This window comes from Streptomyces sp. NPDC006655 (assembly GCF_040703965.1).
Classification (GTDB): domain Bacteria; phylum Actinomycetota; class Actinomycetes; order Streptomycetales; family Streptomycetaceae; genus Streptomyces.
Map to the genome: position 1 here is coordinate 154,976 of NZ_JBEYJU010000005.1, position 23,920 is coordinate 178,895.

Annotated in this window: 24 protein-coding genes; 13 read left to right on the top strand and 11 right to left on the bottom strand. The window is 72.0% G+C overall.

The genetic code is table 11. The annotated features are described in order from the left end of the window. Positions 1-52: 52 nt before the first annotated feature. Positions 53-556 (bottom strand): hypothetical protein, encoded by a 504-nt coding sequence (locus AB0958_RS04645; RefSeq protein WP_366888831.1) that lies wholly within the window; start codon positions 554-556, stop codon positions 53-55. Positions 557-751: 195 nt separating this feature from the next. Between AB0958_RS04645 and AB0958_RS04650 the strand changes: the two genes are divergently transcribed. From AB0958_RS04650 to AB0958_RS04665, 4 genes are all read left to right on the top strand, one after another. Further along, positions 752-2,122, top strand: coding sequence for an alkaline phosphatase (locus tag AB0958_RS04650; RefSeq protein WP_366888832.1), 1,371 nt, complete (start codon positions 752-754; stop codon positions 2,120-2,122). A gap of 261 nt (positions 2,123-2,383) precedes the next feature. Then, the gene (locus tag AB0958_RS04655) at positions 2,384-2,791 is read left to right on the top strand and encodes a peptidoglycan-binding domain-containing protein (protein ID WP_366888833.1); all 408 of its coding nucleotides are present in this window, start codon (positions 2,384-2,386) and stop codon (positions 2,789-2,791) included. Positions 2,792-2,894: 103 nt separating this feature from the next. Next, positions 2,895-3,380: a TrkA C-terminal domain-containing protein gene (locus AB0958_RS04660; protein WP_366888834.1), complete on the top strand. Its 486-nt coding sequence runs from the start codon at positions 2,895-2,897 to the stop codon at positions 3,378-3,380. 7 nt (positions 3,381-3,387) lie between these two features. Continuing rightward, a complete protein-coding gene (locus AB0958_RS04665) occupies positions 3,388-4,614 on the top strand; it encodes a cation:proton antiporter (protein WP_366888835.1) in 1,227 nt (408 codons plus the stop codon). A 21-nt stretch (positions 4,615-4,635) separates the two neighbouring features. Here the strand turns inward: AB0958_RS04665 and AB0958_RS04670 are convergent, their stop codons facing one another. Beyond that, positions 4,636-5,070, bottom strand: coding sequence for an ATP-binding protein (locus tag AB0958_RS04670; RefSeq protein ID WP_366888836.1), 435 nt, complete (start codon positions 5,068-5,070; stop codon positions 4,636-4,638). Between the two features lie 151 nt (positions 5,071-5,221). On the opposite strand from AB0958_RS04670, the gene AB0958_RS04675 reads away from it, so the two are divergent. The 5 genes from AB0958_RS04675 (at position 5,222) to AB0958_RS04695 (ending at position 8,489) form a co-directional block, all read left to right on the top strand. Beyond that, positions 5,222-6,136, top strand: coding sequence for a helix-turn-helix transcriptional regulator (locus AB0958_RS04675; RefSeq protein WP_366888837.1), 915 nt, complete (start codon positions 5,222-5,224; stop codon positions 6,134-6,136). Further along, positions 6,099-6,215: a DUF397 domain-containing protein gene (locus AB0958_RS04680; protein ID WP_366888838.1), complete on the top strand. Its 117-nt coding sequence runs from the start codon at positions 6,099-6,101 to the stop codon at positions 6,213-6,215. The genes AB0958_RS04675 and AB0958_RS04680 overlap by 38 nt, the downstream gene beginning before the upstream one ends. Positions 6,216-6,513: 298 nt before the next feature. Then, positions 6,514-7,371 carry a hypothetical protein gene (locus AB0958_RS04685; protein ID WP_366888839.1) on the top strand — a complete coding sequence of 286 codons (858 nt, stop codon included), beginning with the start codon at positions 6,514-6,516 and terminating at the stop codon, positions 7,369-7,371. A gap of 85 nt (positions 7,372-7,456) precedes the next feature. After that, positions 7,457-8,113, top strand: coding sequence for a DUF433 domain-containing protein (locus tag AB0958_RS04690; protein WP_366888840.1), 657 nt, complete (start codon positions 7,457-7,459; stop codon positions 8,111-8,113). A gap of 49 nt (positions 8,114-8,162) precedes the next feature. Next, positions 8,163-8,489: a toxin-antitoxin system, toxin component, PIN family protein gene (locus AB0958_RS04695; RefSeq protein ID WP_366888841.1), complete on the top strand. Its 327-nt coding sequence runs from the start codon at positions 8,163-8,165 to the stop codon at positions 8,487-8,489. Positions 8,490-8,499: 10 nt separating this feature from the next. Here AB0958_RS04695 and AB0958_RS04700 read toward each other — a convergent pair whose 3' ends face one another. Then, complete coding sequence (locus tag AB0958_RS04700; protein WP_366888842.1) at positions 8,500-9,285, bottom strand: TIGR03943 family protein; 786 nt, start codon at positions 9,283-9,285, stop codon at positions 8,500-8,502. Beyond that, positions 9,282-10,397: a permease gene (locus AB0958_RS04705; RefSeq protein WP_366888843.1), complete on the bottom strand. Its 1,116-nt coding sequence runs from the start codon at positions 10,395-10,397 to the stop codon at positions 9,282-9,284. Before AB0958_RS04705 ends, AB0958_RS04700 begins: the two co-directional genes overlap by 4 nt. 171 nt (positions 10,398-10,568) lie before the next feature. Here AB0958_RS04705 and AB0958_RS04710 point away from each other — a divergent pair, with 171 nt between their 5' ends. Beyond that, on the top strand, positions 10,569-12,518 hold the full coding sequence (locus AB0958_RS04710; RefSeq protein ID WP_366888844.1) for an NAD-binding protein: 1,950 nt from the start codon (positions 10,569-10,571) through the stop codon (positions 12,516-12,518). A 104-nt stretch (positions 12,519-12,622) separates the two neighbouring features. Here AB0958_RS04710 and AB0958_RS04715 read toward each other — a convergent pair whose 3' ends face one another. Beyond that, positions 12,623-14,440 (bottom strand): prolyl oligopeptidase family serine peptidase, encoded by a 1,818-nt coding sequence (locus tag AB0958_RS04715; protein ID WP_366888845.1) that lies wholly within the window; start codon positions 14,438-14,440, stop codon positions 12,623-12,625. A 120-nt stretch (positions 14,441-14,560) separates the two neighbouring features. Between AB0958_RS04715 and AB0958_RS04720 the strand changes: the two genes are divergently transcribed. Next, a complete protein-coding gene (locus AB0958_RS04720; protein WP_366888846.1) occupies positions 14,561-15,352 on the top strand; it encodes an SURF1 family protein in 792 nt (263 codons plus the stop codon). Between the two features lie 40 nt (positions 15,353-15,392). On the opposite strand, the gene AB0958_RS04725 is transcribed toward AB0958_RS04720, so the two are convergent. The 5 genes from AB0958_RS04725 to AB0958_RS04745 form a co-directional block, all read right to left on the bottom strand. Further along, positions 15,393-16,532, bottom strand: coding sequence for a hypothetical protein (locus tag AB0958_RS04725; RefSeq protein ID WP_366888847.1), 1,140 nt, complete (start codon positions 16,530-16,532; stop codon positions 15,393-15,395). Between the two features lie 116 nt (positions 16,533-16,648). Continuing rightward, a complete protein-coding gene (locus AB0958_RS04730) occupies positions 16,649-17,224 on the bottom strand; it encodes a SigE family RNA polymerase sigma factor (protein WP_366888874.1) in 576 nt (191 codons plus the stop codon). 694 nt (positions 17,225-17,918) lie between these two features. After that, positions 17,919-18,989: an aspartate-semialdehyde dehydrogenase gene (locus AB0958_RS04735; RefSeq protein WP_366888848.1), complete on the bottom strand. Its 1,071-nt coding sequence runs from the start codon at positions 18,987-18,989 to the stop codon at positions 17,919-17,921. Next, complete coding sequence (locus AB0958_RS04740; protein ID WP_046732250.1) at positions 18,986-20,257, bottom strand: aspartate kinase; 1,272 nt, start codon at positions 20,255-20,257, stop codon at positions 18,986-18,988. Before AB0958_RS04740 ends, AB0958_RS04735 begins: the two co-directional genes overlap by 4 nt. A gap of 187 nt (positions 20,258-20,444) precedes the next feature. Beyond that, complete coding sequence (locus AB0958_RS04745; RefSeq protein WP_366888849.1) at positions 20,445-21,113, bottom strand: TetR/AcrR family transcriptional regulator C-terminal domain-containing protein; 669 nt, start codon at positions 21,111-21,113, stop codon at positions 20,445-20,447. Between the two features lie 72 nt (positions 21,114-21,185). Here AB0958_RS04745 and AB0958_RS04750 point away from each other — a divergent pair, with 72 nt between their 5' ends. Beyond that, positions 21,186-22,571 (top strand): FAD-dependent monooxygenase, encoded by a 1,386-nt coding sequence (locus tag AB0958_RS04750; protein WP_366888850.1) that lies wholly within the window; start codon positions 21,186-21,188, stop codon positions 22,569-22,571. Positions 22,572-22,582: 11 nt separating this feature from the next. On the opposite strand, the gene AB0958_RS04755 is transcribed toward AB0958_RS04750, so the two are convergent. Next, positions 22,583-23,119, bottom strand: coding sequence for a VOC family protein (locus AB0958_RS04755; RefSeq protein ID WP_366888851.1), 537 nt, complete (start codon positions 23,117-23,119; stop codon positions 22,583-22,585). A 200-nt stretch (positions 23,120-23,319) separates the two neighbouring features. On the opposite strand from AB0958_RS04755, the gene AB0958_RS04760 reads away from it, so the two are divergent. After that, complete coding sequence (locus AB0958_RS04760) at positions 23,320-23,919, top strand: hypothetical protein (RefSeq protein ID WP_366888852.1); 600 nt, start codon at positions 23,320-23,322, stop codon at positions 23,917-23,919. Position 23,920: the final 1 nt, after the last annotated feature.

A 23,920-nucleotide genomic window follows, 5' to 3' on the forward strand; every position in this document is an offset into this window, starting at 1 on the left:
CTTCAGTCCGGTTTCAGAGCCTGTTCCAGGCCCCTCATGATGGCCGCCGTCTCTAGGGCACGCTCGGGCCCGCCGGGCCGGTCAGCCGGACGATGTCGCCGCCCAGCTTCGGGCGCAACGCCTTGAGTGTCTCCGGCCGGCCGCTGACCACCCAGCGGGTGCCGACCAGGTACGTGCCCTGGTAGGAGCCGGCGCTGTCCAGCCACACCTCCAGGAGCCTGTCCTCGGGGAACGTGGTGATGAGGTAGTCCCCGGCCGCCGTGTGGCAACTGCCCTCGCGCAACTCCTCCGCCTGCACGCGGATCGTGGCCGTGCAGCCCGTCAGCCCGGCGATGACCTCGACCTTGGCGGGCGCCACCACCCCGGCCTGCTGCGCGGAGACCGTGGAAGCTCCGGCGGACGGGTTGTCCTCGGCCGCCTCCTCCCCTCCCCCGCCGCAGGCCGCGGTCAGCGGCAGCAGGGCCAGGCTCCCGGCGACGGCGGCACCCCGGGCCAGCCGGGCGGACAGGGGCGTGGCGGCGGGACGGCCGGGGCGGGTACGCCGTTGCTGGGGCACGGGGCGGCTCCGTATCGGGGGTCTCGTACGACCGGGGGTCCAGGGGTGCGACCAGGAGTACGTCCGGGAGGCCGACGGCGTTCACCGCGCGCGTTGCCTTTCCGATACTCCGTTACGACCAGCCATTTACCCGGACTTTGCGTCGCCATGGTGATCTGGCCGAACGTTCGACAGACGCCCCGAGGAGCCGTACCCATGCCCAGATCCACCCGCCGTCGCCTCATGACCGCCACTGCCGTGATCGCGGCGGCCACCGCGGCCGTGGCCGTGGCCGTGACCACCGCCGCCGGTGCCTTCGACAGCGCCCAGCAGGCCAAGAACGCCGTCCAGGGCGGCAAGGCGAAGAACGTCATCCTGCTCATCGGCGACGGCATGGGCGACTCGGAGATCACCCTCGCCCGTGACTACACGGTCGGCGCGAACGGCCGCCTGAACATGGACAGGTTCCCGCTCACGGGCGCCTACACGACGTACGCCGTGCACGCGGACGGCACCCCCGACTACGTCACCGACTCCGCCGCGAGCGGCACCGGCTGGGCGACCGGCGTGAAGACCGTCAACGGCCGCATCTCCAAGACGCCCGGCACCGACAAGGCCGTGAAGACGATCCTGGAGCTGGCGCAGAAGAACGGCTACGCCACCGGCAGCGTGACGACGGCCGAGCTCACCGACGCCACCCCGGCCGTGCTCGCCTCGCACGTCACCGACCGCTCCTGCCAGGGCCCGGCCGACATGGCCAAGTGCGCGAAGGACACCATCGCGGCGGGCGGCCCCGGCTCGATCGCCGAGCAGTCCGTGAACCACAAGGTCGACGTCCTCATCGGCGGCGGCAAGCAGCGCTTCGACCAGAAGGTGACCGACGGCAGGTACCAGGGGCTGACCGTCACCGAGCAGGCGCAGAAGCTCGGCTACCAGGTCGTCACCGACAGCGCGGGCCTGAAGAGCGCCAAGGCCGGCAAGCCGGTGCTCGGCCTGCTCGCCGCCGGCAACGTGCCGGTGGAGTGGACCGGCAAGGCGGCCGCCGTCGGCGGCACCGACCCGCAGCGCTGCGTCACCTCCAACCCGAACCGCCCGGCCACCACGCCGAGCCTCGCGGACTCCGCCACCAAGGCGATCCAGCTCCTGGAGGCCAAGCAGAAGGCGAACCACTCGAAGCAGGGCTTCTTCCTGCAGATCGAGGGCGCCTCCATCGACAAGCAGGACCACGCGGCCGACCCGTGCGGCCAGATCGGCGAGACCGCCGCCTTCGACAAGGCCGTCAAGGTCGCCCGCGCGTACGCGGCCAAGCACCCCGACACGCTGGTCGTCACCACCGCCGACCACGGCCACACCAGCCAGATCGTGCCGCTGGAGGCCACCCCGCCCGGCCTGTCCTCGACCCTGGTCACCGACGAGGGCCAGCAACTGAAGGTCAACTACTCGTCCAACACCCCGGGCCTGTCCCAGGAGCACACCGGTACGCAGGTCCGGATCGCCGCGCAGGGGCCGCTCGCCTACCGCGTCCTCGGCGTCACCAACCAGACCGACCTGTTCGCCACGGTCCGCGAGGCCCTGCGCCTGCGCTGACCGATCCCCGCCGAGTCGGCCCCGTTGAGTCGGTTTCACCGGGTCGGCCCCACCGAGTCGGCCCCGCCGGGTCGGCCCCACCGGGTCGGCCCCGCCGAGTCGGCCCCGCCGAGTCGGCCCCGCCGGGTAGGTTTCACCGGGTCGGTTTCACCGGGTCGGGGAGGACGGCCGCCACCGCCCTCCCGGCCTCGCCCTTCCCGACTCGCGGACCCCACCGCATGCGCGCGACCATGGGCGGAAGTCGCCCTTGAAGGAGCGGGGATGAAACGGAACCGACTGCTCACCTCGGCCGCGACGCTCGTCGCGACGCTCGCCGCGACCGCCGCGCTCGGCCTGGCGGCGCCGCCCACCGCTGTCGCCGCCACCCCCGTACCCGGCCCCAGCCCCGACCCCGGCCGCTCCTGCGCCTACGTGTCCTCGGACTTTCGGCCGACCCTCAGGTACGGCGAGACGGGCGCGGCGGTCAGCCAGGCGCAGTGCCTCAGCAACGCGTGGGGCGGCCTGCCGCCCAAGCTCGCGCCCGACGGCGTCTACGGCACCGCTCTGCTGAAGAAGATCGAGTGGATCCAGACCTGCCACGGCCTGCCGGCGAGCGGAGTCGTCGAGGGCCGCACCTGGCAGTCCCTGTACCACCCGGCCCTGGACTGCTACGTCCCGTACCCGGCCTGAGGCAGTCACCCGCACCTCTCGTCGCCCCCGCTTCGCGAACGCACCCGTTAGGGTGGTTAAAGAAATCGCAAAGGACGAGTGGGACGAGACGAGGGAGCCAGCCTTGGGGGCGCCACGCCTGAGCAGGACGCCGTTGCCGGGAATCGGGGTCCGCTACGACCTCGCCACGAAGGAGCAGGACAGGCTCTCCGTGGTCGCGCACCGGGACGGTTCGCGCATCCTGAGCGCCTACCGCCAGGAGGACCCCGACGCCTGCGCCCTGTCGGTGCGGCTGTCCTCCGGGGAGGCGGACGCGCTCATCGACGCGCTGATGCCGACGCACCACAGCCCGAACCTGCTGTCCACCACCGACCTCGGCCTGGTCGCCGAACGCATCGAGCTGGGCGCGACCTCGTACTGGAACGGCCGGCTCCTCGGCGAGACGCGGATGCGGACCGAGACGGGTGTCTCCATCGTGGCCGTGCTGCGCCGCGCCGAGGCGGTCCCCTCGCCCGCGCCGGACTTCCGGCTCGCCGGCGGGGACACGCTCATCGTGATCGGCACCCGCGAGGGCGTCGACGCGGCCGCCGCGATACTCGGGCGGGAGTGAGGCCGCCGTGCACGACTCCGCCGTCTTCCTGATCGAGTTCGGGGCGATCATCCTCGGCCTCGGCCTGCTCGGCCGCCTCGCCGGACGCTTCAGCTTCTCTCCCATCCCCCTCTACCTGCTGGCCGGGCTCGCCTTCGGCAAAGGGGGCCTCTATCCGCTCGGCACCAGCGAGGAGTTCGTCGCGATCGGCGCCGAGATCGGCGTCGTACTGCTGCTCCTGATGCTCGGTCTGGAGTACACCGCGAGCGATCTCGTCTCCAACCTGAAGACCCAGTACCCGGCGGGTCTGGTGGACGCCGCGCTCAACGCGCTGCCCGGTGCCGCCATGGCCCTCCTGCTGGGCTGGGGGCCGGTGGCGGCCGTGGTGCTGGCCGGCGTCACCTGGATCTCCTCGTCCGGGGTGATCGCCAAGGTCCTCGGCGACCTGGGGCGGCTCGGCAACCGGGAGACCCCGGTGATCCTGAGCATCCTGGTCCTGGAGGACCTCTCCATGGCCGTCTACCTGCCGATCGTCACCGCGCTGCTGGCCGGCGCGGGCCTGGCCGCGGGCAGCCTGACCCTCGCCATCGCCCTCGGGGTGGCCGGACTGGTCCTGCTGATCGCGGTCCGCTACGGCAGGCACATCTCCCGTTTCGTCTCCAGCGACGACTCCGAGAAGCTGCTCCTCGTGGTGCTGGGCCTGACCCTCCTCGTCGCGGGCATCGCCCAGCAGCTCCAGGTCTCCGCCGCGGTGGGCGCGTTCCTCGTCGGCATCGCGCTCTCCGGGGAGGTCGCGGAGGGCGCCCACCACCTCCTGGCACCCCTGCGCGACCTCTTCGCGGCCGTCTTCTTCGTCTTCTTCGGCCTGCACACCGACCCGTCGAGCATCCCGCCGGTGCTGCTGCCCGCGCTCGCGCTCGCGGTCGTCACCGCACTGACGAAGATCGCCACCGGCTACTGGGCCGCCAAGCGCGCCGGGATCTCGGCGAAGGGCCGCTGGCGGGCGGGCGGCACCCTGGTCGCCCGCGGCGAGTTCTCGATCGTCATCGCCGGCCTCGCGGTCACGGCAGGCATAGAACCCTCCCTCGGCCCCCTGGCCACCGCCTACGTCCTGATCCTCGTCATCCTCGGCCCCCTCACGGCCCGCTACACCGAACCGGTGGCCCGCCGCCTGACCCGCCGCTCCGAGCCGACGCAACCCGCCCCGCTCCCGGAACCCAGGGTCCCCGACCCGGACACGGTGGGCCGTCCCTGACCGGGCTCAACGGCACGTCTCTCACGGCGCCTTGACGGCCACCTCCGCCCACACCGTCTTGCCCACGGACTGCCGGGGCACGCAGCCCCACCGCACCGCCACGGCGTCCACCAGGAGCAGGCCGCGCCCCGACTCCCCGTCGGGGGCGGCCCGAGGAGCGGTGGCAGGTGGCCTCCTCGAGGCCGCGGCGTCCGCGACCTCGACCCGTACCAGGCCCGCGGCCACGTCGCGGACCAGCCGAAGACCGAAGGTGTGCCCCGGCACCCGTCCGTGCCGCACCGCGTTGGCGGCGAGTTCGGCGACGACGAGAGCGACCGCGCACGACGCGTCGGACTCGGCGGGAAACCCCCACTCCGCCATCCGTCGCACGGCATGGTGCCGAGCGCGCCGCGCCCCTCGGGCGGAGGACGCGAATCCCCTGGGTTCCTTCTCCGATGCGACCGCTTCTGTCAGCACAGCCCGCCCACCCTTGTGTACACCAGTCGTTACGTTGCGTACTCAAGAGTCGTCAAGGCGCCCTAGGCTCGGAAGGTGACACAGCCTTACTTCTCGGTTCGTAAGGGACGGAAGTGACGCCTTGGCCAATGGAATTGACTCCAGTACGTCGATGGCGGCGCTGTTCGGCGCACGGGTACGAAGACTCCGCGTCGCCGCCGGACTGACCCAGGCCGAACTGGGCGCCACCGTGCACGTGGTGAGCACCCGGATCACCCAGATCGAGCGGGCCTCCGGAGCGAAGCCGACGCTCGAACTGGCGCGGGCGCTGGACGCGGCCCTGGGCACCGACGACCTGCTGGCGGAGCTGTGGCCGTACGTGTACCGGGAGGCGTTCCCGGACTGGTCACGGACGTTCATGGCGTACTCGGAGCGGGCGGTGGTCATCCGGCAGTACGCGGCGCACGTGGTTCCGGGCTTGTTGCAGACGGAGGACTACGCACGGACGGTGCTGAGTCTGGACGCGCTTCTCGACGGCGAAGAACAGCTGGAGGAGCGAGTCACCGCCCGAATGGCCCGGCAGGAACGCCTGAGTTCGCTCGATGGACCGGAGTTGTGCGCGATCCTGGACGAGGCGGTACTGAGGCGTCCCATCGGCAGCCACAGCGTGATGCGACGACAGTTGGCCCGGCTGATCGATGCCGCATCGGAGCGTCACATCATCGTGCAGGTGCTGCCGTTCGACCAAGGCGGCCACGAGGCAATGGGTGGCTCGCTGACCATCCTGACGCTGCCGGACGGCTCGGAAGTGGCCTACACGGAAGGCTCCGACTACGGCCAACTCATCGAAGAACCGGCCAATGTCCGTCGATACAAGGTGATTTACGATCGGCTGCGGGCGGCAGCACTGCCCCCACTCATGTCGCTGGACATGATCCGGTCCACCGTGGAGGACAACTACCGTGGCGCGAATCTCCCGTCCCGATCTGAACGGCGTCGACTGGCGCAGGAGCAGCTACAGCAATCAGGCGGGGGGCGACTGCGTGGAGGTGGCCGACGGGTTCCCCGGCGCCGTCCCCGTCCGTGACAGCAAGGTCCCGCACGGTCCGGCGCTGTGCGTCGAAGCCACCGCCTGGGCCGCTTTCATAGGCGAGTTGAAGGGCTGAGGGCCGCCGTCGCTGAGCCCGCCGGGCTCCGGGCGCCGTCCGCGTCCCGGGCTCACCGGACCCTTGCCCGCGAGGGTCCGGTGGGCCGCTGACCTCCCCAAAGAACCGGGGGAAAGAACTACCCGCCCACCCACCCTCCCCGGCCGCACGCCCCGCGTCACCCGTCCGGGTGACCGGCTTGCAGCGGCGGGACACGGACCGTTACGTTCGCCGCGACAACCCCACACAGACGACGGCCCCCGGCCGGGACTGGCATCCCGAACGAGGGCCTGACCGATCAGGAAGAAGTAGCTTCCCGATGGCTGACCCGCAGTCTAACGCGCCCTCGCGCGCCGACGCCGGACTCCCGACCTCCGGCGTGATCCACGTCCGCACCCGGCTCGCCGCCGACTTCACCGTGATCTCCAACGCCCTCGCCCAACGGCCCGGCAGCGCGGTCACGGTAGGCGTGGCGCTGTACGTCCTCTCCCTGCCCGACGGCTCCCCGGTGAGCATCACCGCCCTGTGCCGCCACTTCACCGAGGGCGAGATCCTGATCTCCCGGGCTCTCAGGGAGTTGGAGGAGGACGGCTACCTGGAACGCCGCCGCGAGCGCACACCCACCGGCCAGATCCGCACCCGGACGTACTTCTACGACGTCCCCGGCGGAACCCCCGGCCCTCCCGAACCACCGAAGCCGCGCCGTCCCCGGAAGAGCCCCACCCACGAGTCGGTGCCCGCGCAGCCACCGGCGCACACCCCTGCCCCGCCCGAGGCGGAGCCGTCGTCCCCACTTGCTGCCGCTGACCCCCGCGCCGTCGCCGTACTCGCCAGCCTGCGCCGGACCGACCCCCGCCTCACCCTCTCCGAGCAGGATGCCGCCCGCCTCGCCCCGGGCGTCACCCGCTGGCTCGCGGCGGGCCTCCCGCCCACCCACATCACCGACCTCCTCACCGCGGGCCTCCCGGCCCACCTCCTGGCCCGCCCGGCCGGCATCCTCGCCTACCGGCTCAAGGAGACCCCCCTGCAAGCACCGGCGAGCGTCACGGCGCCACCGGCCGCCCGGACCGTCGTACCGATGTGGAACTGCGACGGCTGCGACCGAGGATTCCGCGCCCCGGAACCGGGCCACTGCCGGGACTGCCGCACCGAAGGCGCGCTACGTGCGGCCGGTTGAGCCGGCGGCCGGGTGTGCGGTCCAGCCGCCGGTGGGAGGCTTGATGTGCGACGATGCGAAGTCCGGCGCCAAGAGGAGGTGGGGCATGGTCGACAGGTTCGCGGACGGGCTGCTGACGCCCACGGAAACGGCCTCCTACCTTGAGATTCCGCAGTCGACTCTCATGTCCTGGCTGAAGGGCAAGGCCGCCGGAGCGCCGTTGGTCCACCAGGTCGAGCCGGTACGGAAGGGGCAGCCTTCCGTACCGTTCATCGCGGTGGCCGAGGCGCACGTCCTGCGTTCTCTGCGCTCCCTTGGACTCCGCATGAGCGAGATCAGAGAGGCCGCAGCCGCTGTACGGGATGCCTTCGACACCCCTTACGGTCTCGTGTCCCAGCAGATCGCCACGGACGGTGTGGACATCTTCATCGAGCACGGCTGGGGCGACCTCCGCAGGGCACGCGACGGCCAGGTCCCCATCAAGGAGGTCGTCTCCGACTACCTCCGCTACCTCACCTGGGAGCCCGGCGAAGTCTTCCCGTCCAGCCTGCGCCTCAGGCAGTACCCGGAGTCCGTCCCCGTCGTGATCGATCCGAGGTTCGGCCACGGTCTCCCCGTGGTGGCCGCCAACCGCGTCACGGTGAAGGCCATCACGGACCTCTGGGAGGCCGGGGAAAGCGTCGAGGACATCGCCTACGACTACGACATGACGCCCGAGCAGGTGGACGCGCTCTGCCGGGCCGTGGTGCACCTTGCCGCCTGAGTTCTTCCTCGACCGGAACCTCGGACGTCGTGTGGCGGAGGGACTGAGAGTGTGCGGGTGGACGGTTCACCGGATCGGGGACGCCTTTCCTGACGACGGGCAGGACGTTCCCGACGAGGAATGGATCACCTACGGTCTGGACCGGTCCTGGGTCCCGCTCTCGAAGGACGGCCGGATCAAGACCCGGGACCTGGAGATCCGGCCAGTGCGGGAGCGCGAGGCGGTGCTGTTCTACCTCGACAACCAGCAACTCCGCAGCAGTGAGATGGTCGACCGGCTCGTCATGAGCCGCGACGCGATCCACCAGGCCGTCGCGAAAGGCGGCCCGGCGGCGTACGCGGTGCGGCACGGGCGTATTGAGTGCACGTGGCCCTGAGCGGGGCCCGTCAGTTGTTCCAGCTCTCGTCGTACGGGTCGGACGGGACCGGGATCGGCTTGGCCTGGGTGACCTCGAGGTAGGGGATCGGGCCGTTGTTCACCGGGTCGTGGGTCACGCGGGCGGTGTACGTGCCCGTCACCTGGAGCCAGGCGTCCGGCTGGAGGACCGGGGGGATCTTGCCCGTGAGGGCCACCTTCACCGGCTGGGCGTCCGCCGCGCAGCAGTTGAGGGCCATGCGGACCAGGTAGGGGGCGCCGCTCTTGTCCAGGGCCACGAAACCCGCGAAACGCACGCTCCTGCCGCCGAACGAGCGGCCGTGGTCGTAGACCGCTCGTCCCGCGTAGTCGACAAGATTGAGCGGAATCGGGTCCGACTTCGGCAACTTCATGTAGCCGTACGGCTGTTGCAGGGCGGTACCGGCGCGCACCGCGCTGTAGGAGCCGAGGGCGGGCGGGGCGACCAGGATCAGGGCGAGGAGGGGGAGGACCAGGAGCCAGGAGATGCGGGGTTCGCGGTGAGCGTGGGCGTGAGGGTCGCCCTGGGTGGGGCCGGGGTCCTGGGTGGGGCCGAGGTCCTGGGTGGGGCCGAGGTCCTGGGTGGGCTTGGTGCGGGTTCGGGCTCGCCACTCGTACCACGCCGTCGCCAGCGCCGCGACGATCAGGACCGCGCCCGCCGCCAGGATCAGCGGTTGCAGGCCCGCCTTGACGTAGCGCAGGTACAGGTTGGTCGTGCCCGCGTGCAGGAGGGCCGCCCCGACCAGGAACAGCACCGCCGCCTGAGCCTGCCGGTTCACAGCAGCACCGCCCCGGTGACCAGCGCGCCCGCGATGGCGGCGACGAACGTGGCGGGGGCGAAGCGCAGGGCGAAGCCGCGGCCGAAGGTGCCCGCCTGCATGGCGAAGAGTTTCAGGTCGATCATCGGGCCCACGATCAGGAACGCCAGCTTGGCGGTGAGGGAGAACTGGGTCAGGGAGGCCGCCACGAACGCGTCCGCCTCCGAGCAGATGGACAGCAGCACCGCCAGGATCGACAGCGCGAGGATCGCCACCACCGGGTTGGCGGCCGCCGTGCGGAGCCACTCCGCCGGGGCCACCGCCTTCAGCGTCGCCGCGGCCATCGCACCCAGCACCAGGAACCCGCCCGCGTGCACGGTGTCGTGCCGGACCGAGGACCAGAACGCCTCCATCTTCGTCTCGCCCTCGTGGTGCGCGTGCGCCGGCGGGCGCAGCCAGTCGGTACGGCCCACCCGCTGCCACAGCCAGCCCATGACGCACGCGACCAGCAGGCTGCCGGCGAACCGCGCCAGGACCATCTCGGGGTTGCGCGGGAACGCCACCGCCGTCGCCGTCAGCACGATCGGGTTGATCGCCGGGGCGGAGAGGAGGAAGGCGATCGCCGCGGCCGGGGTGACGCCCCGGCGGACCAGGGCGCCCGCCACCGGGACCGACGCGCACTCGCAGCCCGGCAGGATCGCACCGGCCAGGCCCGCGACCGGGACCGCGAGGGCGGGGCGGCCGGGCAGGGCACGGGCGAAGAAGGACGGCGGCACGAACACCGCGAGGGCCGCGGAGAGCAGGACGCCGAGGACGAGGAAGGGGAGCGCCTGGACGACCACCGCCACGAACACCGTCATCCAGCTCTGCATCACCGGCTTCGCCAGCGCACCGCGCACCGGCCCCTGGAAGACCACGACCAGGAGCAGCACCAGGGTCAGCACCAGGGGTGAGTTGAGGTGCCAGCCCTCCTGCTCGGAGCGGCCGGAACGACCGGGACGGCTGGGGCGGCCATGATCTGCGCCGCCTGGGTCGGTGCCGCCGGGGTCGGTGCCGCCGGGGTCGGTGCCGCCGGGGGGCTCGTCGTGGGCGGCGGCCGACCCGGGCGGGGCGGCTTTCTCGGTGATGGCCACGGGACGGATACCTCCGGCACTTCGGTCAGATCCGGGATTATGCTCCCTCCCCCTCCCTACGGGCGGCCGGGGGCGGCTGTTCACTTCGTTGCTGGAACCATGCGTCCCGTTGAGGCAGTCTTTTCCCTCGTGGCGAGCGTTCCGTATCAAGGTGGTGGGGGTCCGGCACCCATGGTGGTGTGCGGGGACGACGGGCTCGCGCACCGGCTGGCCGCCGAGTTGCGCACGGTCTACGGCGAACAGGTCACCCTGGTCGTGCCACCGAACGGGCGCACCGCCCGGCCGCCGGTCGTCGGACGGGCCCGCGCCGCCTCCGCCGCGCTGATCGACCGGGTGGTGAGCGCCGCCGTCGGACGGGCCACCGCCAACGGCGGTGGCAACGGAGGTAACGGAGGTAACGGAGGTAACGGAGGCGGCTCCGGGAGCACCGGCGGCCCCGGTGCGGCCGCCGGGGAAGGCCCGCGCGGGGAACGGGTGTTGGAGGCCCTGGAGGCCACCGAGTCCGTGCTCGCCGAGGCGGGCGTGGAGCGGGCCGGCGCGCTCGCCCTCGTCTACGACGACGACGAGACCAACATCCGCGCCGCCCTCACCGCCCGTCGGCTCAACCCCAGGCTGCGCCTGGTCCTGCGGCTCTACAACCGGCGGCTCGGCCAGCACATCGAGGAACTCCTCGACCAGGCGGCCGCGTTGGCGGTCGGGGACGCGGACGGCGGGGCCGGGGACGCCGCCACGATCGTCCTCTCCGACGCCGACACCGCGGCCCCCGCGCTCGCCGCCACCGCACTCGCCGGGCACGGCAAGGTCATCCAGACGGACGGACTGGTCCTGCGGGCGGTGGAACTGCCGCCCGGTTCCGGGGCCGACCGACGGGACGCCGACCTGGGGCTGTTCCCGCTGGCGTTGCTCTCCGCGAACAGCACCGGCCCGCTGCCGTCCGGGCCGTCCGCGGGCGGCGCCGACCAGGGGCCCCGGCTGCTGCCCGACGAGGCGGAGGTACGGGGCGCGGACGGCCGGGGCGTGCTGGTGCTCGAACAGGTGTCGTCGTCCGCGGGGGCGGCGGCGCCCGGCGGCCGGGGGCGGGGCAACGGTGTCGGGGCCGGGGTCGTACCGGCGCTCGCCTCGCTGTTCTCGCGGCGGCTCAGGTGGTCGCTGGCCGGACTCGTGGGGTGTGTGGTCGCGCTCGCGGTCGCGCTGTCGATCGTGACGGGCATCCATCCGGTACGGGCCTTCTACTACACGCTCCTCGACCTGTTCGCCATCGACAATCCCGCGATCGGGGAGTCGCTCGGGCGGCAGATCCTTCAGTTGCTGTCGGGGTTGATGGGGTTGCTGTTGCTTCCGGTGCTGCTGGCGGCGGTGCTCGAAGCACTCGGGACGTTCCGGACCGCGTCCGCGTTGCGGAAGCCGCCGCGCGGGCTGAGCGGGCACGTGGTGCTGCTCGGGCTGGGGAAGATCGGGACGCGGGTGCTGACCCGGCTGCACGAACTGCACGTGCCGGTGGTGTGCGTGGAGTCCGATCCCGACGCGCGCGGCCTGGCGGTGGCGCGCCGGCTGCGGGTGCCGGTGGTGCTCGGGGACGTCACCCAGGAGGGGGTCCTGGAAGCCGCCAAGATCCATCGGGCGCAGGCGCTGCTCGCGGTGACCAGCGTGGACACCACGAACCTGGAGGCCGTGCTGTACGCGCGGTCCGTACGGCCGGACCTGAAGGCCGTGCTGCGGCTGTACGACGACGACTTCGCGACCGCCGTGTACCGGACGTTGCGGACGGCGCACCCCCGGGCGATCACCCGGAGCCGGAGTGTGTCGTATCTGGCGGCGCCGTCCTTCGCCGGGGCGATGCTGGGGCGGCAGGTTCTCGGGGCGATCGCGGTGGAGCGGAAGGTGTTGCTGGTGGCGGTGCTGGGGGTGGGTGGGCATCCGCAGTTGGAGGGGCGGACCGTGGCGGGGGCGTTTCGGGCGGGGGCGTGGCGGGTGCTGGGGCTGGAGGGCCGGGCGGGGGTCGCGGACGGGGGGTATGTGATGCGGGGTGGGGATCGGGTGGTGGTGGCCGCTACTCGCCGGGGGTTGGCGGAGTTGTCCGGCCGGGTGCCGCCCACCCACCCGCCCGACTCGCTCGGTTGAGAGGTGGGGGTGAGTGGGTCGGCGTTGTCGGACGGCTGCGGGTGGGTTGTGGCTGGTCGCGCAGTTCCCCGCGCCCCTGACGGGGCGCTTCAGGTGCCGTTGGGCTAAATCGGGGCCTCCGCCTTCTCCTTCAGGTGGCGCTCCGCGAACTCCATCTCCAGTCTCAGTTGCTTGATGCGTTCGTCCACCACCAGGGAGCCGTGGCCCGCGTCGTAGCGGTAGACCTCGTGGGGGGCCGAGCGGGCTGCCAGGCGGGTCACGTAGTTGTCGATCTGGCGGATGGGGCAGCGGGGGTCGTTGACCCCGGCCGAGATGTAGACGGGGGCCTTCACGTCGTCGACGTACGTCAGGGGCGAGGACGCGGCGAAGCGGTCCGGGACCTCCTCCGGGGTGCCGCCGAGCAGCGTGCGGTCCATCGCCTTCAGTGACTCCATCTCGTCGTGGTACGCCGTGACGTAGTCGGCGACCGGGACGACGGCGATGCCCACCGCCCAGGACGCGGGCTGGGTGCCGAGGCCGAGGAGGGTGAGGTACCCGCCCCAGGAGCCGCCGGTCAGGATCAGCCGGTCCGGGTCGGCGAGGCCGGACTCGACCGCCCAGTCCCGTACCGCGGCGACGTCCTCCAGCTCGATCAGGCCCACCCTGTGCTTCAGCGCGTCCGTCCAGGCGCGGCCGTAGCCCGTGGAGCCCCGGTAGTTGATGCGGACCACCGCGTAGCCGTGGTCCACCCAGGCCGCCGGGCCCGCCGCGAAGCTGTCGCTGTCGTGCCAGGTCGGACCGCCGTGCAGGTCGAAGACCGTGGGGAGCGGGCCGACGGCACCGGCCGGCTTCTGGATCAGGGCGTGGATGGGACCGCCCGGCCCCTCCACCCAGGCGTCCGAGACCGGGACCGACGGGGGGCACTTCATACCGGGCGGGTCCAGGACGACCGCGCCCGTCGTGGAGCGGACCACCGGCGGCTCGGCGGCCGACGACCAGAGGTACTCGACCGTGCCGTCCGGACGGGCCGTGGCCCCGGAGACGGTTCCCGGCGGGGTGGGGATCGGGGTCAGCTCCCGCGTGCCGAGGTCGTAGCGGAACAGTTCGCTGCGGGCCTTGTGGCTGTGCGCGATCAGCAGCGCGCTGCCGTCCGGATACCACTCGGCGCTCACGTCGCCGGGCAGGTCCAGGGTCAGGTCCGTCTGCGCGCCGGTCACGACGTCCCAGACCAGCGGCTCCCAGCGGCCCCGCCGCTGATGTCCGATGAGCAGCCGCGGATCACCCTCGACCGGGGCGAAGCCCAGCACCTCCAGGCCCAGTTCCTCGACGCCGCCCCTGGTGTCGTCCAGCTCGGCGACCGTGGTTCCGTCGGGGCGGAGCACGCGCAGCGCCGAGTGCATCGCGTCACCGTGCTCGGTGTGCTCGATCGCGATCAGCGACCCGTCGTGGGAGAGGTCTCCGACGCCCGCCGACTCGGCGTGCCGGTAGATCTCCGACGGCTCCTCACCCGTCCTGACCAGGTAGATCGTCGTACCCTCGGCATCCGTCGAGCGGCCCACGACGGCTGTGCGGCCGTCCCGGCCGAGGGCCAGGCCCGAGGGGTACGACGGCTCCAGGCCCGGCGTGGCCTCCTCGTCCGCGCCGCCCTCGAAGGGCTGGCGGCGCCAGACGCCGAACTCGTCGCCGTCCTTGTCGTCGAACCACCAGATCCACGCGCCGTCCGGGGAGAGCAGCCCGTCCGTCGTGCCGTTCGGCCGGTTCGTCGCCTGGCGCTGCTCCCCGCTCGCGCGGTCCCAGGCGTACAGCTCGTACGTCCCCGTCGCGTTCGACACGAACAGGGAACGGTCGGGGGCGTCCTCCGCCCAGTCCGGCAGGGAGACCCGAGGGGCGCGGAAGCGCTTCTCCCAGTCCGGCATGTCGCTCTCACTCATGGCCGCAGTCATGGCCCCATAGTGCCTGCCCCCGCCCACCCTGCGCTGCCCGCGTCCTCAGCCTGTGGACAACTTTGCGTGCGCCCACCCCCACTCCCAACCCCCCGCAAAGCGCCCCGTACCGTGGACAGGGTGTACCGGTTCCTGCTGACACCCCGCTGGTGGGGCATCAACGTCTTCGTGCTGCTCGCCATCCCGTTCTGCATCTTCATGGGGTCGTGGCAGCTGAGCCGCTTCGAGGCGCGGGTGGCAGCGCACCGCACCGCCGACGAGCAGGTCGTGACGGCCAGGACGGAAGCGGCCCGGCCGCTGGCCGACCTGCTCCCCGTCGACCAGGCCACCTCCGGCAAGCGGGCCACCGCCAGCGGCCGGTACGCCAAGCAGCTGCTGGTGCCCGACCGCCGGCTCGACGGCCGTGCCGGCTACTACGTGCTGACCCTGCTGCGCACCGACTCCGGCAAGGCGCTGCCCGTGGTGCGCGGCTGGCTGCCCGGCAAGGCCGACGCCGCCAAGGCGCCCGCCCCGCCCACCGGCGAGGTCACCGTCACCGGCGCGCTCCAGGCCTCCGAGACACCGGGGGACGACGGCGTCAGCGCCCAGGGCGGCCTGCCGTCCGGGCAGACGGCGGCGATCAGCGCGGCGTCCCTGGTGAACCTGGTGCCGTACCCGGTGTACGACGCGTGGATCACCCTGGACAAGGCCGACGCCGGGATGACGGCCGTACCGGCGACCGCGCCGGACAACTCGGGGCTCGACCTGAAGGCGTTCCAGAACCTCGGCTACACCGGTGAGTGGTTCGTCTTCGCGGGGTTCGTGGTGTTCATGTGGTTCCGGCTGCTGCGCCGGGAGGCGGAGTTCGCCCGGGACGCGGAGCTCGGGCTGGTCCCGGAAGAGGAAGCGCAGCAGCCGACGGCCACGGTCTGACCGGCCCCGGCACGGACGGCCGGGGCCTCGGCCGTGGGCGTCACTGCGCCGACAGGACCCCGGTCCAGTAGACCGTGCCCGCGCACGCGTTCGGCACCGTCGCCGAGCCGGTCGGGGACCCGGCCTCCGGGGTGTACGAGACCGCGACGCTGCCGTCGGCCGTGCCGTCCTCGGTGAGCATCTGGGTGGTGACGCCCTCCGTGCCCGAGGTGGTCGTACCGGTGCCGCTGCTCGCATCCTCGGAGGGGCTCGGAGAGGGCGTGGTGCCGCCGGTGTCGCCGGTGCCGCCGGTGCCGGATCCGCTGGTCGGGCAGGTGGCCGACGGGACGAAGGCGAACTTCTCCGCGTAGGCGGCGCCGGGTGCCAGGACCAGGCCGGTGAGTTCGGTGGTCGGGTCGGGGAGCCCGGCCGCCGGGTCGCCCGAGGCGTGCCGGACGGCGACGACCTTGGTGGCGTCGGCCGCGCCCTGCGCGAGGACGCCGACCCTGCCGGGGCCGCCGACGGTACAGCTCGTCGACGAGACGTTGACGACGCGGAAGGTGCCGTAGACGGCGCCCGTCGAGTCGGGGGCGCCGACGGTGGCCGTCGGGGTGCCGAGCTGGGCGGAGGTGCAGACGGGGGCGGTGCCCGCGGCGCTCGTCGTGGGGACGACCTTGGTGCCGCCGGTGCTCCCGGTGCTCTCGTCCTTGCCGCTGCCCTTGGTGCCGCCGGGGCTCCGGCTGGCCGCCGGGCCGCCGGAGCTGCCCGCGGTCCCGGTGCCGCCGTCCGGGTTCTTGCCGCCGGCCGAGCCGCCCTGGGCCTGGGAGGCCTGTCCGGCGATGGAGGTGTTGGGGTCGGTGCCGCCGGAGTGGGAGACGTGGACGAGGGCGGGGACCGCGGTGCCGATGAACAGGGCGGCGGCCGCCATCCCGACGGCGGCCTGACGCTTGCGGGCCCGGCGGGCGGGCACGGCACGGCGCAGCCGGTCGAGGGCGCCGTCACCGGGCGTGAGGTCGTCGACCGCGGTGTGCAGCAGCCGGCGCAGCGCCAACTCGTCGACACCGAGCCCGTCCGGATCCGCGGGAAGCCCGCGGTCGGTCCGGTCGGGGTCGTCACGGAGTTCTCCGTCGGGGGCGTTCCGGAGTTCTTCAGAGCCCTGGCCGAGGCCCTCCGGGCCCTTTTCGTCGGGGCCGTGGTTCACAGTTCCGTTCCCAGCGTGCGATTGCCTGTGCTCTTGCTCGTGACGTGGTGGCATCGGCTCGTGCCAGAGATAGGGCTCGTGCCGGTCATGTGACTCCCGCCCCTCCGCTTCCTCCCTCATACCGAGGCCTCCATCGCGACCCGCAGCGCCGCGATGCCGCGCGAGCCGTACGCCTTCACCGAGCCCAGCGAGATGCCGAGCGTCTCGGCGACCTGGGCCTCGGTCATGTCGGCGAAGTAGCGCAGCACCAGGACCTCGCGCTGACGGCGCTGGAGTCCCTTCATCGCCTTGATGAGGTCGCGCCGCTCCAGCTGGTCGTAGGCCCCCTCCTCCGCGCTCGCCATGTCGGGCATCGGCTTGGTGAGGAGCTTGAGACCGAGGATGCGGCGGCGCAGCGCGGAACGGGAGAGGTTGACGACCGTCTGCCGGAGGTAGGCGAGGGTCTTCTCCGGGTCGCGGACGCGTTTGCGGGCGGAGTGGACGCGGATGAACGCCTCCTGGACGACGTCCTCGCAGGAGGCGGTGTCGTCGAGGAGGAGCGCGGCGAGGCCGAGGAGCGAGCGGTAGTGCGCCCGGTAGGTCTCGGTCAGGTGGTCGACCGTCGTACCGGCCGCCGCCGTCTCCTCCGCGTCGTCGCGCTGGCTGGGTATGCGGGTGGGCCGCGCTGCGGGCATGGGCGCGATCACCGGCATGCCGCCGGGCGCACCGGGCACGCGGGGGCGCAGGCCGACGCGGGGCGGCCGTAGGGCCGTCGCGCCGCGGGGCGCACTGAGTTCGAGAACCTCTGCCACGCAAGTTGGACGCACTCACCCCCGCCGGGGTTGTACGTGCCGAGCATCACTTTCCCGCCGACCCCTCCGACCGCACCGACCGCACCGGCGGCACCGGCCTCGTCGGACGCGCCGGCCGGGTCGGACCCGCCGGACGGCTCCACGCCGAGTCCGCCGGACCCGCGGGCGCGAAGCCCGCCCGCTCCGTCGGGACGCCCCGGCGGCCGCCGCGCCGTTCCCGTCGCGCACGGTTCCGCTCTTCGCGCGTCCGGCAGTACACCCGGCGGTGCCTCCATTGCCGTCATGCGTCCCGCTCTTCCCCTGTGTCCCATATGAACGGGCGTCCCCACGCCCCGATCACGGCGTCCCCACGCCAGGATCATGCGTCCGCACGTCCCGAAGGCCGCCGCGTAAGTGCCCGGTAAGAGGGCGATCGCAAAGACGCTCCCCGCCGCCCGCGTGGTTGCGGAGGACGGGGAGGAAAATCTTCGAACGCCGAGGGCCCCCGGTTCAAGAGGTCCGGACCATGCTCCGGACCACACTTCTTACGGAAATCCTCACCGTGGGCCCGCTCCCATGAAAAACGTTTACCGTGGTCACGGGCCGTTCACGCCCGCTACGCCGTTCCTGAACGGCCGGTCAGTTCGGCCGCCACCAGCTCGGCGATCTGCGCGGTGTTCAGCGCGGCCCCCTTGCGGAGGTTGTCCCCGCAGACGAACAGTTCGAGCGCGGTCGGGTCGTCGAGCGCCCGCCGCACCCGGCCGACCCAGGTCGGATCGGTGCCGACCACGTCCGCGGGGGTGGGGAACTCCCCGGCGGCCGGGTTGTCGAACAGGACCACACCCGGGGCGGTGTCGAGGATCTCCCGGGCCTTGTCGACGGTGACCTCGCCCTGGAAACGGGCGTGCACGGTCAGCGAGTGCGTGGTGACCACCGGCACCCGTACGCAGGTGACCGCGACCGGCAGCTTCGGCAGCCCGAGGATCTTGCGGGACTCGTCCCGCACCTTCATCTCCTCCGACGACCAGCCGTCCTCCCGCAGCGACCCGGCCCACGGTACGACGTTGAGCGCGACCGGCTCCGGGAACGGCCCGGTGTCGTCCCCCACGGCCCGCCGCACGTCCCCGGGCTTGGTGCCCAGCTCCGTACCGGCGACCAGGGACAGCTGCGCCCGCAGCGTCTCCACGCCGGCCCGCCCGGCCCCGCTCACCGCCTGGTACGACGACACCACCAGCTCGCGCAGCCCGAACTCGGCGTGCAGCGCGCCCACGGCGACGATCATCGACAGGGTGGTGCAGTTGGGGTTGGCGATGATCCCGCGCCGCCGGTTGCGGGCGCAGTGCGGATTGACCTCGGGGACCACGAGGGGCACCTCCGGGTCCATCCGGAAGGCGCCCGAGTTGTCCACCACGACCACGCCCCTGGCGGCGGCGACCGGCGCCCAGCGCGCGGACACCTCGTCGGGGACGTCGAACATGGCGACGTCGATCCCGTCGAAGGCCTCCTCCGACAGGGCGACCACCTCGACCTCCGCCCCGCGCACGGTCAGCTTGCGGCCGGCCGAGCGCGGGGAGGCGATCAGGCGGATCTCGCCCCAGACGTCCGCCCGCTGGGACAGGATCTGGAGCATGACCGTGCCGACGGCCCCGGTCGCCCCCACGACCGCGAGCGCCGGCTTGGCAGTCATCGGCCGGTGCCTCCGTAGACCACGGCCTCGTCGGTGTCCGAGTCGAGTCCGAAGGCGGAGTGCACCGCGCGCACGGCCTCCGGCACGTCGTCGGCGCGGGTGACGACGGAGATGCGGATCTCGGAGGTCGAGATCAGCTCGATGTTCACCCCGGCGTCGGACAGCGCCTCGAAGAAGGAGGCGGTGACGCCCGGGTTGGTCTTCATGCCCGCGCCGACCAGCGAGATCTTGCCGATCTGGTCGTCGTAGCGCAGGGAGTCGAAGCCGATGCCCGGACGGTTCTTCTCCAGCGCGTCGATGGCCTTGCGGCCCTCGGTCTTGGGCAGCGTGAAGGAGATGTCCGTCAGGCCGGTGGCCGCGGCGGACACGTTCTGCACGACCATGTCGATGTTGATCTCGGCGTCGGCGATGGTCCGGAAGATGGCTGCGGCCTCGCCCGGCTTGTCCGGCACACCGACGACCGTGATCTTGGCCTCGGAGGTGTCGTGCGCGACACCGGAGATGATGGCCTGCTCCACCTTCTTGTCCCCAATCGGCTTGCTGCTGACCCACGTGCCCTGGAGTCCGCTGAAGCTGGACCGCACGTGGATCGGGATGTTGTAGCGGCGGGCGTACTCCACACAGCGGTGGAGCAGCACCTTGGAACCGGAGGCGGCGAGCTCCAGCATGTCCTCGAAGGAGATCCAGTCGATCTTCCGCGCCTTCTTCACCACGCGCGGGTCGGCGGTGAACACACCGTCGACGTCGGTGTAGATCTCGCAGACCTCGGCGTCGAGCGCGGCGGCGAGCGCCACGGCCGTCGTGTCGGAACCACCGCGCCCCAGCGTGGTGATGTCCTTCTTGTCGGCGCTGACGCCCTGGAAGCCGGCCACGATGGCGATGTTGCCCTCGTCGAGCGCGGTGCGGATGCGACCGGGCGTGACGTCGATGATCCGGGCTTTGTTGTGCACGGAGTCGGTGATGACGCCCGCCTGGCTGCCGGTGAACGACTGGGCCTCGTGGCCCAGGTTTTTGATCGCCATGGCCAGCAGTGCCATGGAGATGCGCTCTCCGGCGGTCAGCAGCATGTCGAACTCCCGTCCGGCAGGCATCGGGGATACCTGCTCGGCGAGATCGATCAACTCGTCCGTCGTGTCGCCCATCGCGGAAACGACGACAACCACCTGGTTGCCGTTCTTCTTCGCTTCCACGATCCGCTTGGCGACGCGCTTGATGCCCTCGGCATCGGCAACGGAGGAGCCTCCGTACTTCTGCACGACAAGGCCCACGTGCGCTCCTCGCTCGGTTCGTTTGTGTCGGCTCAGTCTAACGAGCGTCCGAATTCCACCAGACTGCTCCCGCATGGTGAGACATCGCACGGGGGGTGTTCGGCGGCCGCTCGCGTCCGGAACGGAACCTGCCCAGCGCACGCCCCGTCACGCGGAAAGTGCCCCGGCTCACAGAGGGGCACGTGGCTCATCCCGGGTCGAGCCGGGGCGAGACCCCGTACCGGGCCCCGATCCCCGCGATCACGACCGCCAGGCCCTCCTCGAACTGGCGGTCGTAGTCATCGAAGAGGAACTCGCCGGCCGCCGCCGCGAGGGGGTGGTCGGACAGGCGGCGGGCCCGGTCGGCGATGTCGGTGCGGGCCTTCTCGTCGCCCGGCAGGGGGCGCATGCCCTGTTCCTCGATGACGAAGCCGATGGTGTAGGCGTGGGCCGTGCGGCCCGCGTCGACGGCCTGGGCGAGGGTCAGCCCGGCGGCCGTCAGCAGGCGCAGGTTCGCCTCCATGCCCGGTGCGTGGTCGGTGCCGGTGAAGCGTGAGCCGCTGAAGACCTTGGCGCCGTCGCGGTAGCCGAGCAGCGCGGCGCGCAGGCCGCGGTTGTCCTTCAGCAGGCGTTCCTGCCAGGTGTCGGCGGGGTCGAGTCCGGTGCCGGCCACCATCCGCCGGAACATCTGCGTCGCCATCTCGTCGAGCAGCGCCTGCTTGTCCTTGAAGTGCCAGTACAGAGCGGGCGCCTTGACGTCCAGCTCCTTCGCGATGGCGCGCAGGGTCAGCCCGTCGAGGCCGACCTCGTTCAGCAGCCGCAGCGCCGTGTCGGCGACCCGCGCACGGTCCAGGGGGGCTCGTCGTTCCGTACTCACGCTTGACAGCTTAACAACGTTAAGGGCACCCTCGTGAACGACGGCACTTAACCGCGTTAAGGAGATGTGGTCATGGATACGACGGATGTCCTGATCGTGGGCGCGGGCCCCACCGGCCTCACCCTCGGCGTCGACCTCGCCCGGCGCGGGGTCGCGGCCCAGCTCGTGGAGCGCGCGGACGCCCTGTTCCCGGGCTCGCGCGGCAAGGGGATCCAGCCCCGCACCCAGGAGGTCTTCGACGACCTGGGCGTCATCGACGCGGTCCTCGCGGCGAGCGGGCCCTACCCGAACCGGATGGTCTGGCGGGACGGCCAGCAGGTCGGCGAGGAGTCGATGTTCGAACGCTTCGAGCCGGACGCGGGCACGCCCTACCCCGCGCCGCGGATGATCCCGCAGTGGCGCACCCAGGAGATCCTGTATGCCCGGCTCACGGAACTGGGCGGGAAGGCCGCCTTCGGGCGCGAGGTCACGGGCCTGGAGCAGGACGCGGACGGCGTGGACGTGGCGTTCGCCGACGGTACGACGGTCCGCGCGCGCTACGTGGTGGCGGCCGACGGCGGACGCTCGGGCGTCCGGCGGGCCCTCGGCGTCGGCATGACCGGCGAGAGCGTCGACCCGGCGCCGTTCGTGGTGGCGGACCTGCGGGTGCGGGGCCTGGACCGGGTGTACTGGCACGCCTTCCCGGCCGCGGACGGCAGCGTGCTCGGGCTCTGCCCGCTGGCCGGCACCGAGGAGTTCCAGCTGGCCGCGCGGCTGCCGGTGGGCGCGGAGCCGGATGTGACCGCGGACGGGGTGCGCGAACTGGTCGCCCGGTACACCCACCTGTCCGCCGAGGACGTGACCGAGGTGTGCTGGGCCTCGGAGTTCCGGCCCCGGGCGGCGCTCGCGGACCGGTTCCGGGTGGGCCGGGTGTTCCTCGCGGGCGACGCCGCGCATGTGCACTCGCCGGCCGGCGGGCAGGGCCTGAACACCAGCGTCCAGGACGCCTACAACCTCGGCTGGAAGCTGGACGCGGTGCTGCGGGGCGCCCCCGAGTCCCTGCTGGAGACGTACGAGGAGGAGCGGCGGGCGAACGCCGCGGCCATGCTGGAGCTGTCCACCGGCGTGCACCGCGGCGAGGTCCAGCGGGGCCGGGCCACCGTCCAACTCGGCGTCGGCTACCAGGAGTCGTCGCTCAGCGCCGAGACCCGGGCCGACCCGGGACCGGTACGCGCGGGCGATCGCGCCCCGGACGCCGCGGTCCTCGGCGGCCGCCTCTTCGACCTCTTCCGGGGACCGCACTGGACCCTGCTGGGCGCGACCGCCGCCCCGCGGGCGGACGTACGGACCCTGGCGTCCGCCCCCGACTCATACGGCCCCGGTGTCTTCCTGATCCGCCCCGACGGCTACGTCGGCTGGGCGGGCGAGACGGCCACGGAGGACCTGGCGGCCTACCTCGACAGCGTCGGCATCCGCTGAACCCCACCCCCTCACCGGACCCCGGGGGCCGTCTGTACGGGTGCGCTGCTGCGGCCCCGGCCGCCGAGTTCGGCGTCGAGTGTTTCCTGGGCGACGCGCATGGCCTCGGCGTACGCCGGTTCCCGCAGCCGTTTCCACATCTCCTCCTCGGAGACGTCCTCGACGTGGGCCACCACCCACCAGATGTTGCCGAAGGGGTCCTTGACACGTCCGCCCCGCATGCCGAAGGCGTCGTCGGCGAGGGAGGTCACGATCCGGGCGCCTGCCCCGACGGCACGCGTGAACGTGGCGTCCGCGTCGGCGACGAACACGCGCAGCAGGCTGGGCATGACGGGCCAGTCCGCGCTCCGGTCGAAGGCCAGTACGACGGTGTCACCGATCCGGATCTCGGCGTGCCCGATCGCACCGGCCTCGGTGGGGACCCGCCCCAGCTCCTCCCCCTCGAACGCCCGGCTGACGAAGTCCAGGAACGCCCCGGTGTCATCGGTGACGACCCAGGGCGCGACGGTGGTGTACCCGTCCGGCGCGGCAGTGTTCCGCTCGGTCATCGTGGTCGTGGTCCCCTCAGTGGTGTCGGAACGGTCGCCGACGACCCTAGGGACCGCCCAGGACGCACGCTGTCCTACATGCCACGAAGATCATGTCCTCAACTCGGCTACTGCCACAGCTGATTGACCCTAGGCTGATGGGTCCGGCACGGGCGTGGCATCGGGGGCGGGCATTGATCGTGCAGTGGTGCGTGAAGGGGATGTCGCTCCCGGGCGACGCTGTCGCCCGGGGACTGATCGACAGCAGAATCGGGATCACCTGCCGTTGGTGGGAGAAGAACAATCCACTGCCCAGCAACGAGATCGCCTCGAAACTGACCGCACAGAACCTCAATCTGCATGTGAACCATTTCGAGAGCATCGACCCCGCCACAGGGAAGCCCTTCTGCGAGGAGACCCCGTTCATCTCCCTCTCGTGCGGGACGGTGGAGCGGTCCACGGCGGTGAAGACCAACTTCGTGCACACCGCCCGGCACACCGCCCTGTGGTTCGGCACCCGCTTCGGACGGAAGCCGGTCGCGTATCTCTACTACTGCTGGGTCATCCTGGCCCCTCGTTCCGCCGTGGCGGTGGAGGGCGTCGCCGAAGAGGTCCGCGATCTGAACACCTACCGCAGGTACTCGCCTTACCAGACCGAGGGCGAGGTGGCCGCGAAGATCCTCGTACCGGCGAACCAGATCGACCGGTGCGAGAAATGGGAGTGGGACCGCGTGCACCGGACTTTCCGGTCGCCCTGGATCCACCGCAACCCCGGTTTCGTGCCGCCCGAAGCGCTGAGCAACGTCAGGGAGATGCTCTGAG

Excerpts from the sequence above, each read along its gene's own strand:
- AB0958_RS04730 (WP_366888874.1), bottom strand. The coding sequence starts at position 17,224 with ATGCCGGTGATCGCGCCCATGCCCGCAGCGCGGCCCACCCGCATACCC.
- AB0958_RS04685 (WP_366888839.1), top strand. The coding sequence starts at position 6,514 with ATGGCTGACCCGCAGTCTAACGCGCCCTCGCGCGCCGACGCCGGACTC.
- AB0958_RS04735 (WP_366888848.1), bottom strand. The coding sequence starts at position 18,989 with ATGACTGCCAAGCCGGCGCTCGCGGTCGTGGGGGCGACCGGGGCCGTC.
- AB0958_RS04715 (WP_366888845.1), bottom strand. The coding sequence starts at position 14,440 with ATGACTGCGGCCATGAGTGAGAGCGACATGCCGGACTGGGAGAAGCGC.
- AB0958_RS04750 (WP_366888850.1), top strand. The coding sequence starts at position 21,186 with ATGGATACGACGGATGTCCTGATCGTGGGCGCGGGCCCCACCGGCCTC.
- AB0958_RS04650 (WP_366888832.1), top strand. The coding sequence starts at position 752 with ATGCCCAGATCCACCCGCCGTCGCCTCATGACCGCCACTGCCGTGATC.
- AB0958_RS04760 (WP_366888852.1), top strand. The coding sequence starts at position 23,320 with ATGTCGCTCCCGGGCGACGCTGTCGCCCGGGGACTGATCGACAGCAGA.
- AB0958_RS04655 (WP_366888833.1), top strand. The coding sequence starts at position 2,384 with ATGAAACGGAACCGACTGCTCACCTCGGCCGCGACGCTCGTCGCGACG.
- AB0958_RS04755 (WP_366888851.1), bottom strand. The coding sequence starts at position 23,119 with ATGACCGAGCGGAACACTGCCGCGCCGGACGGGTACACCACCGTCGCG.
- AB0958_RS04675 (WP_366888837.1), top strand. The coding sequence starts at position 5,222 with ATGGCGGCGCTGTTCGGCGCACGGGTACGAAGACTCCGCGTCGCCGCC.
- AB0958_RS04710 (WP_366888844.1), top strand. The coding sequence starts at position 10,569 with ATGGTGGTGTGCGGGGACGACGGGCTCGCGCACCGGCTGGCCGCCGAG.
- AB0958_RS04690 (WP_366888840.1), top strand. The coding sequence starts at position 7,457 with ATGGTCGACAGGTTCGCGGACGGGCTGCTGACGCCCACGGAAACGGCC.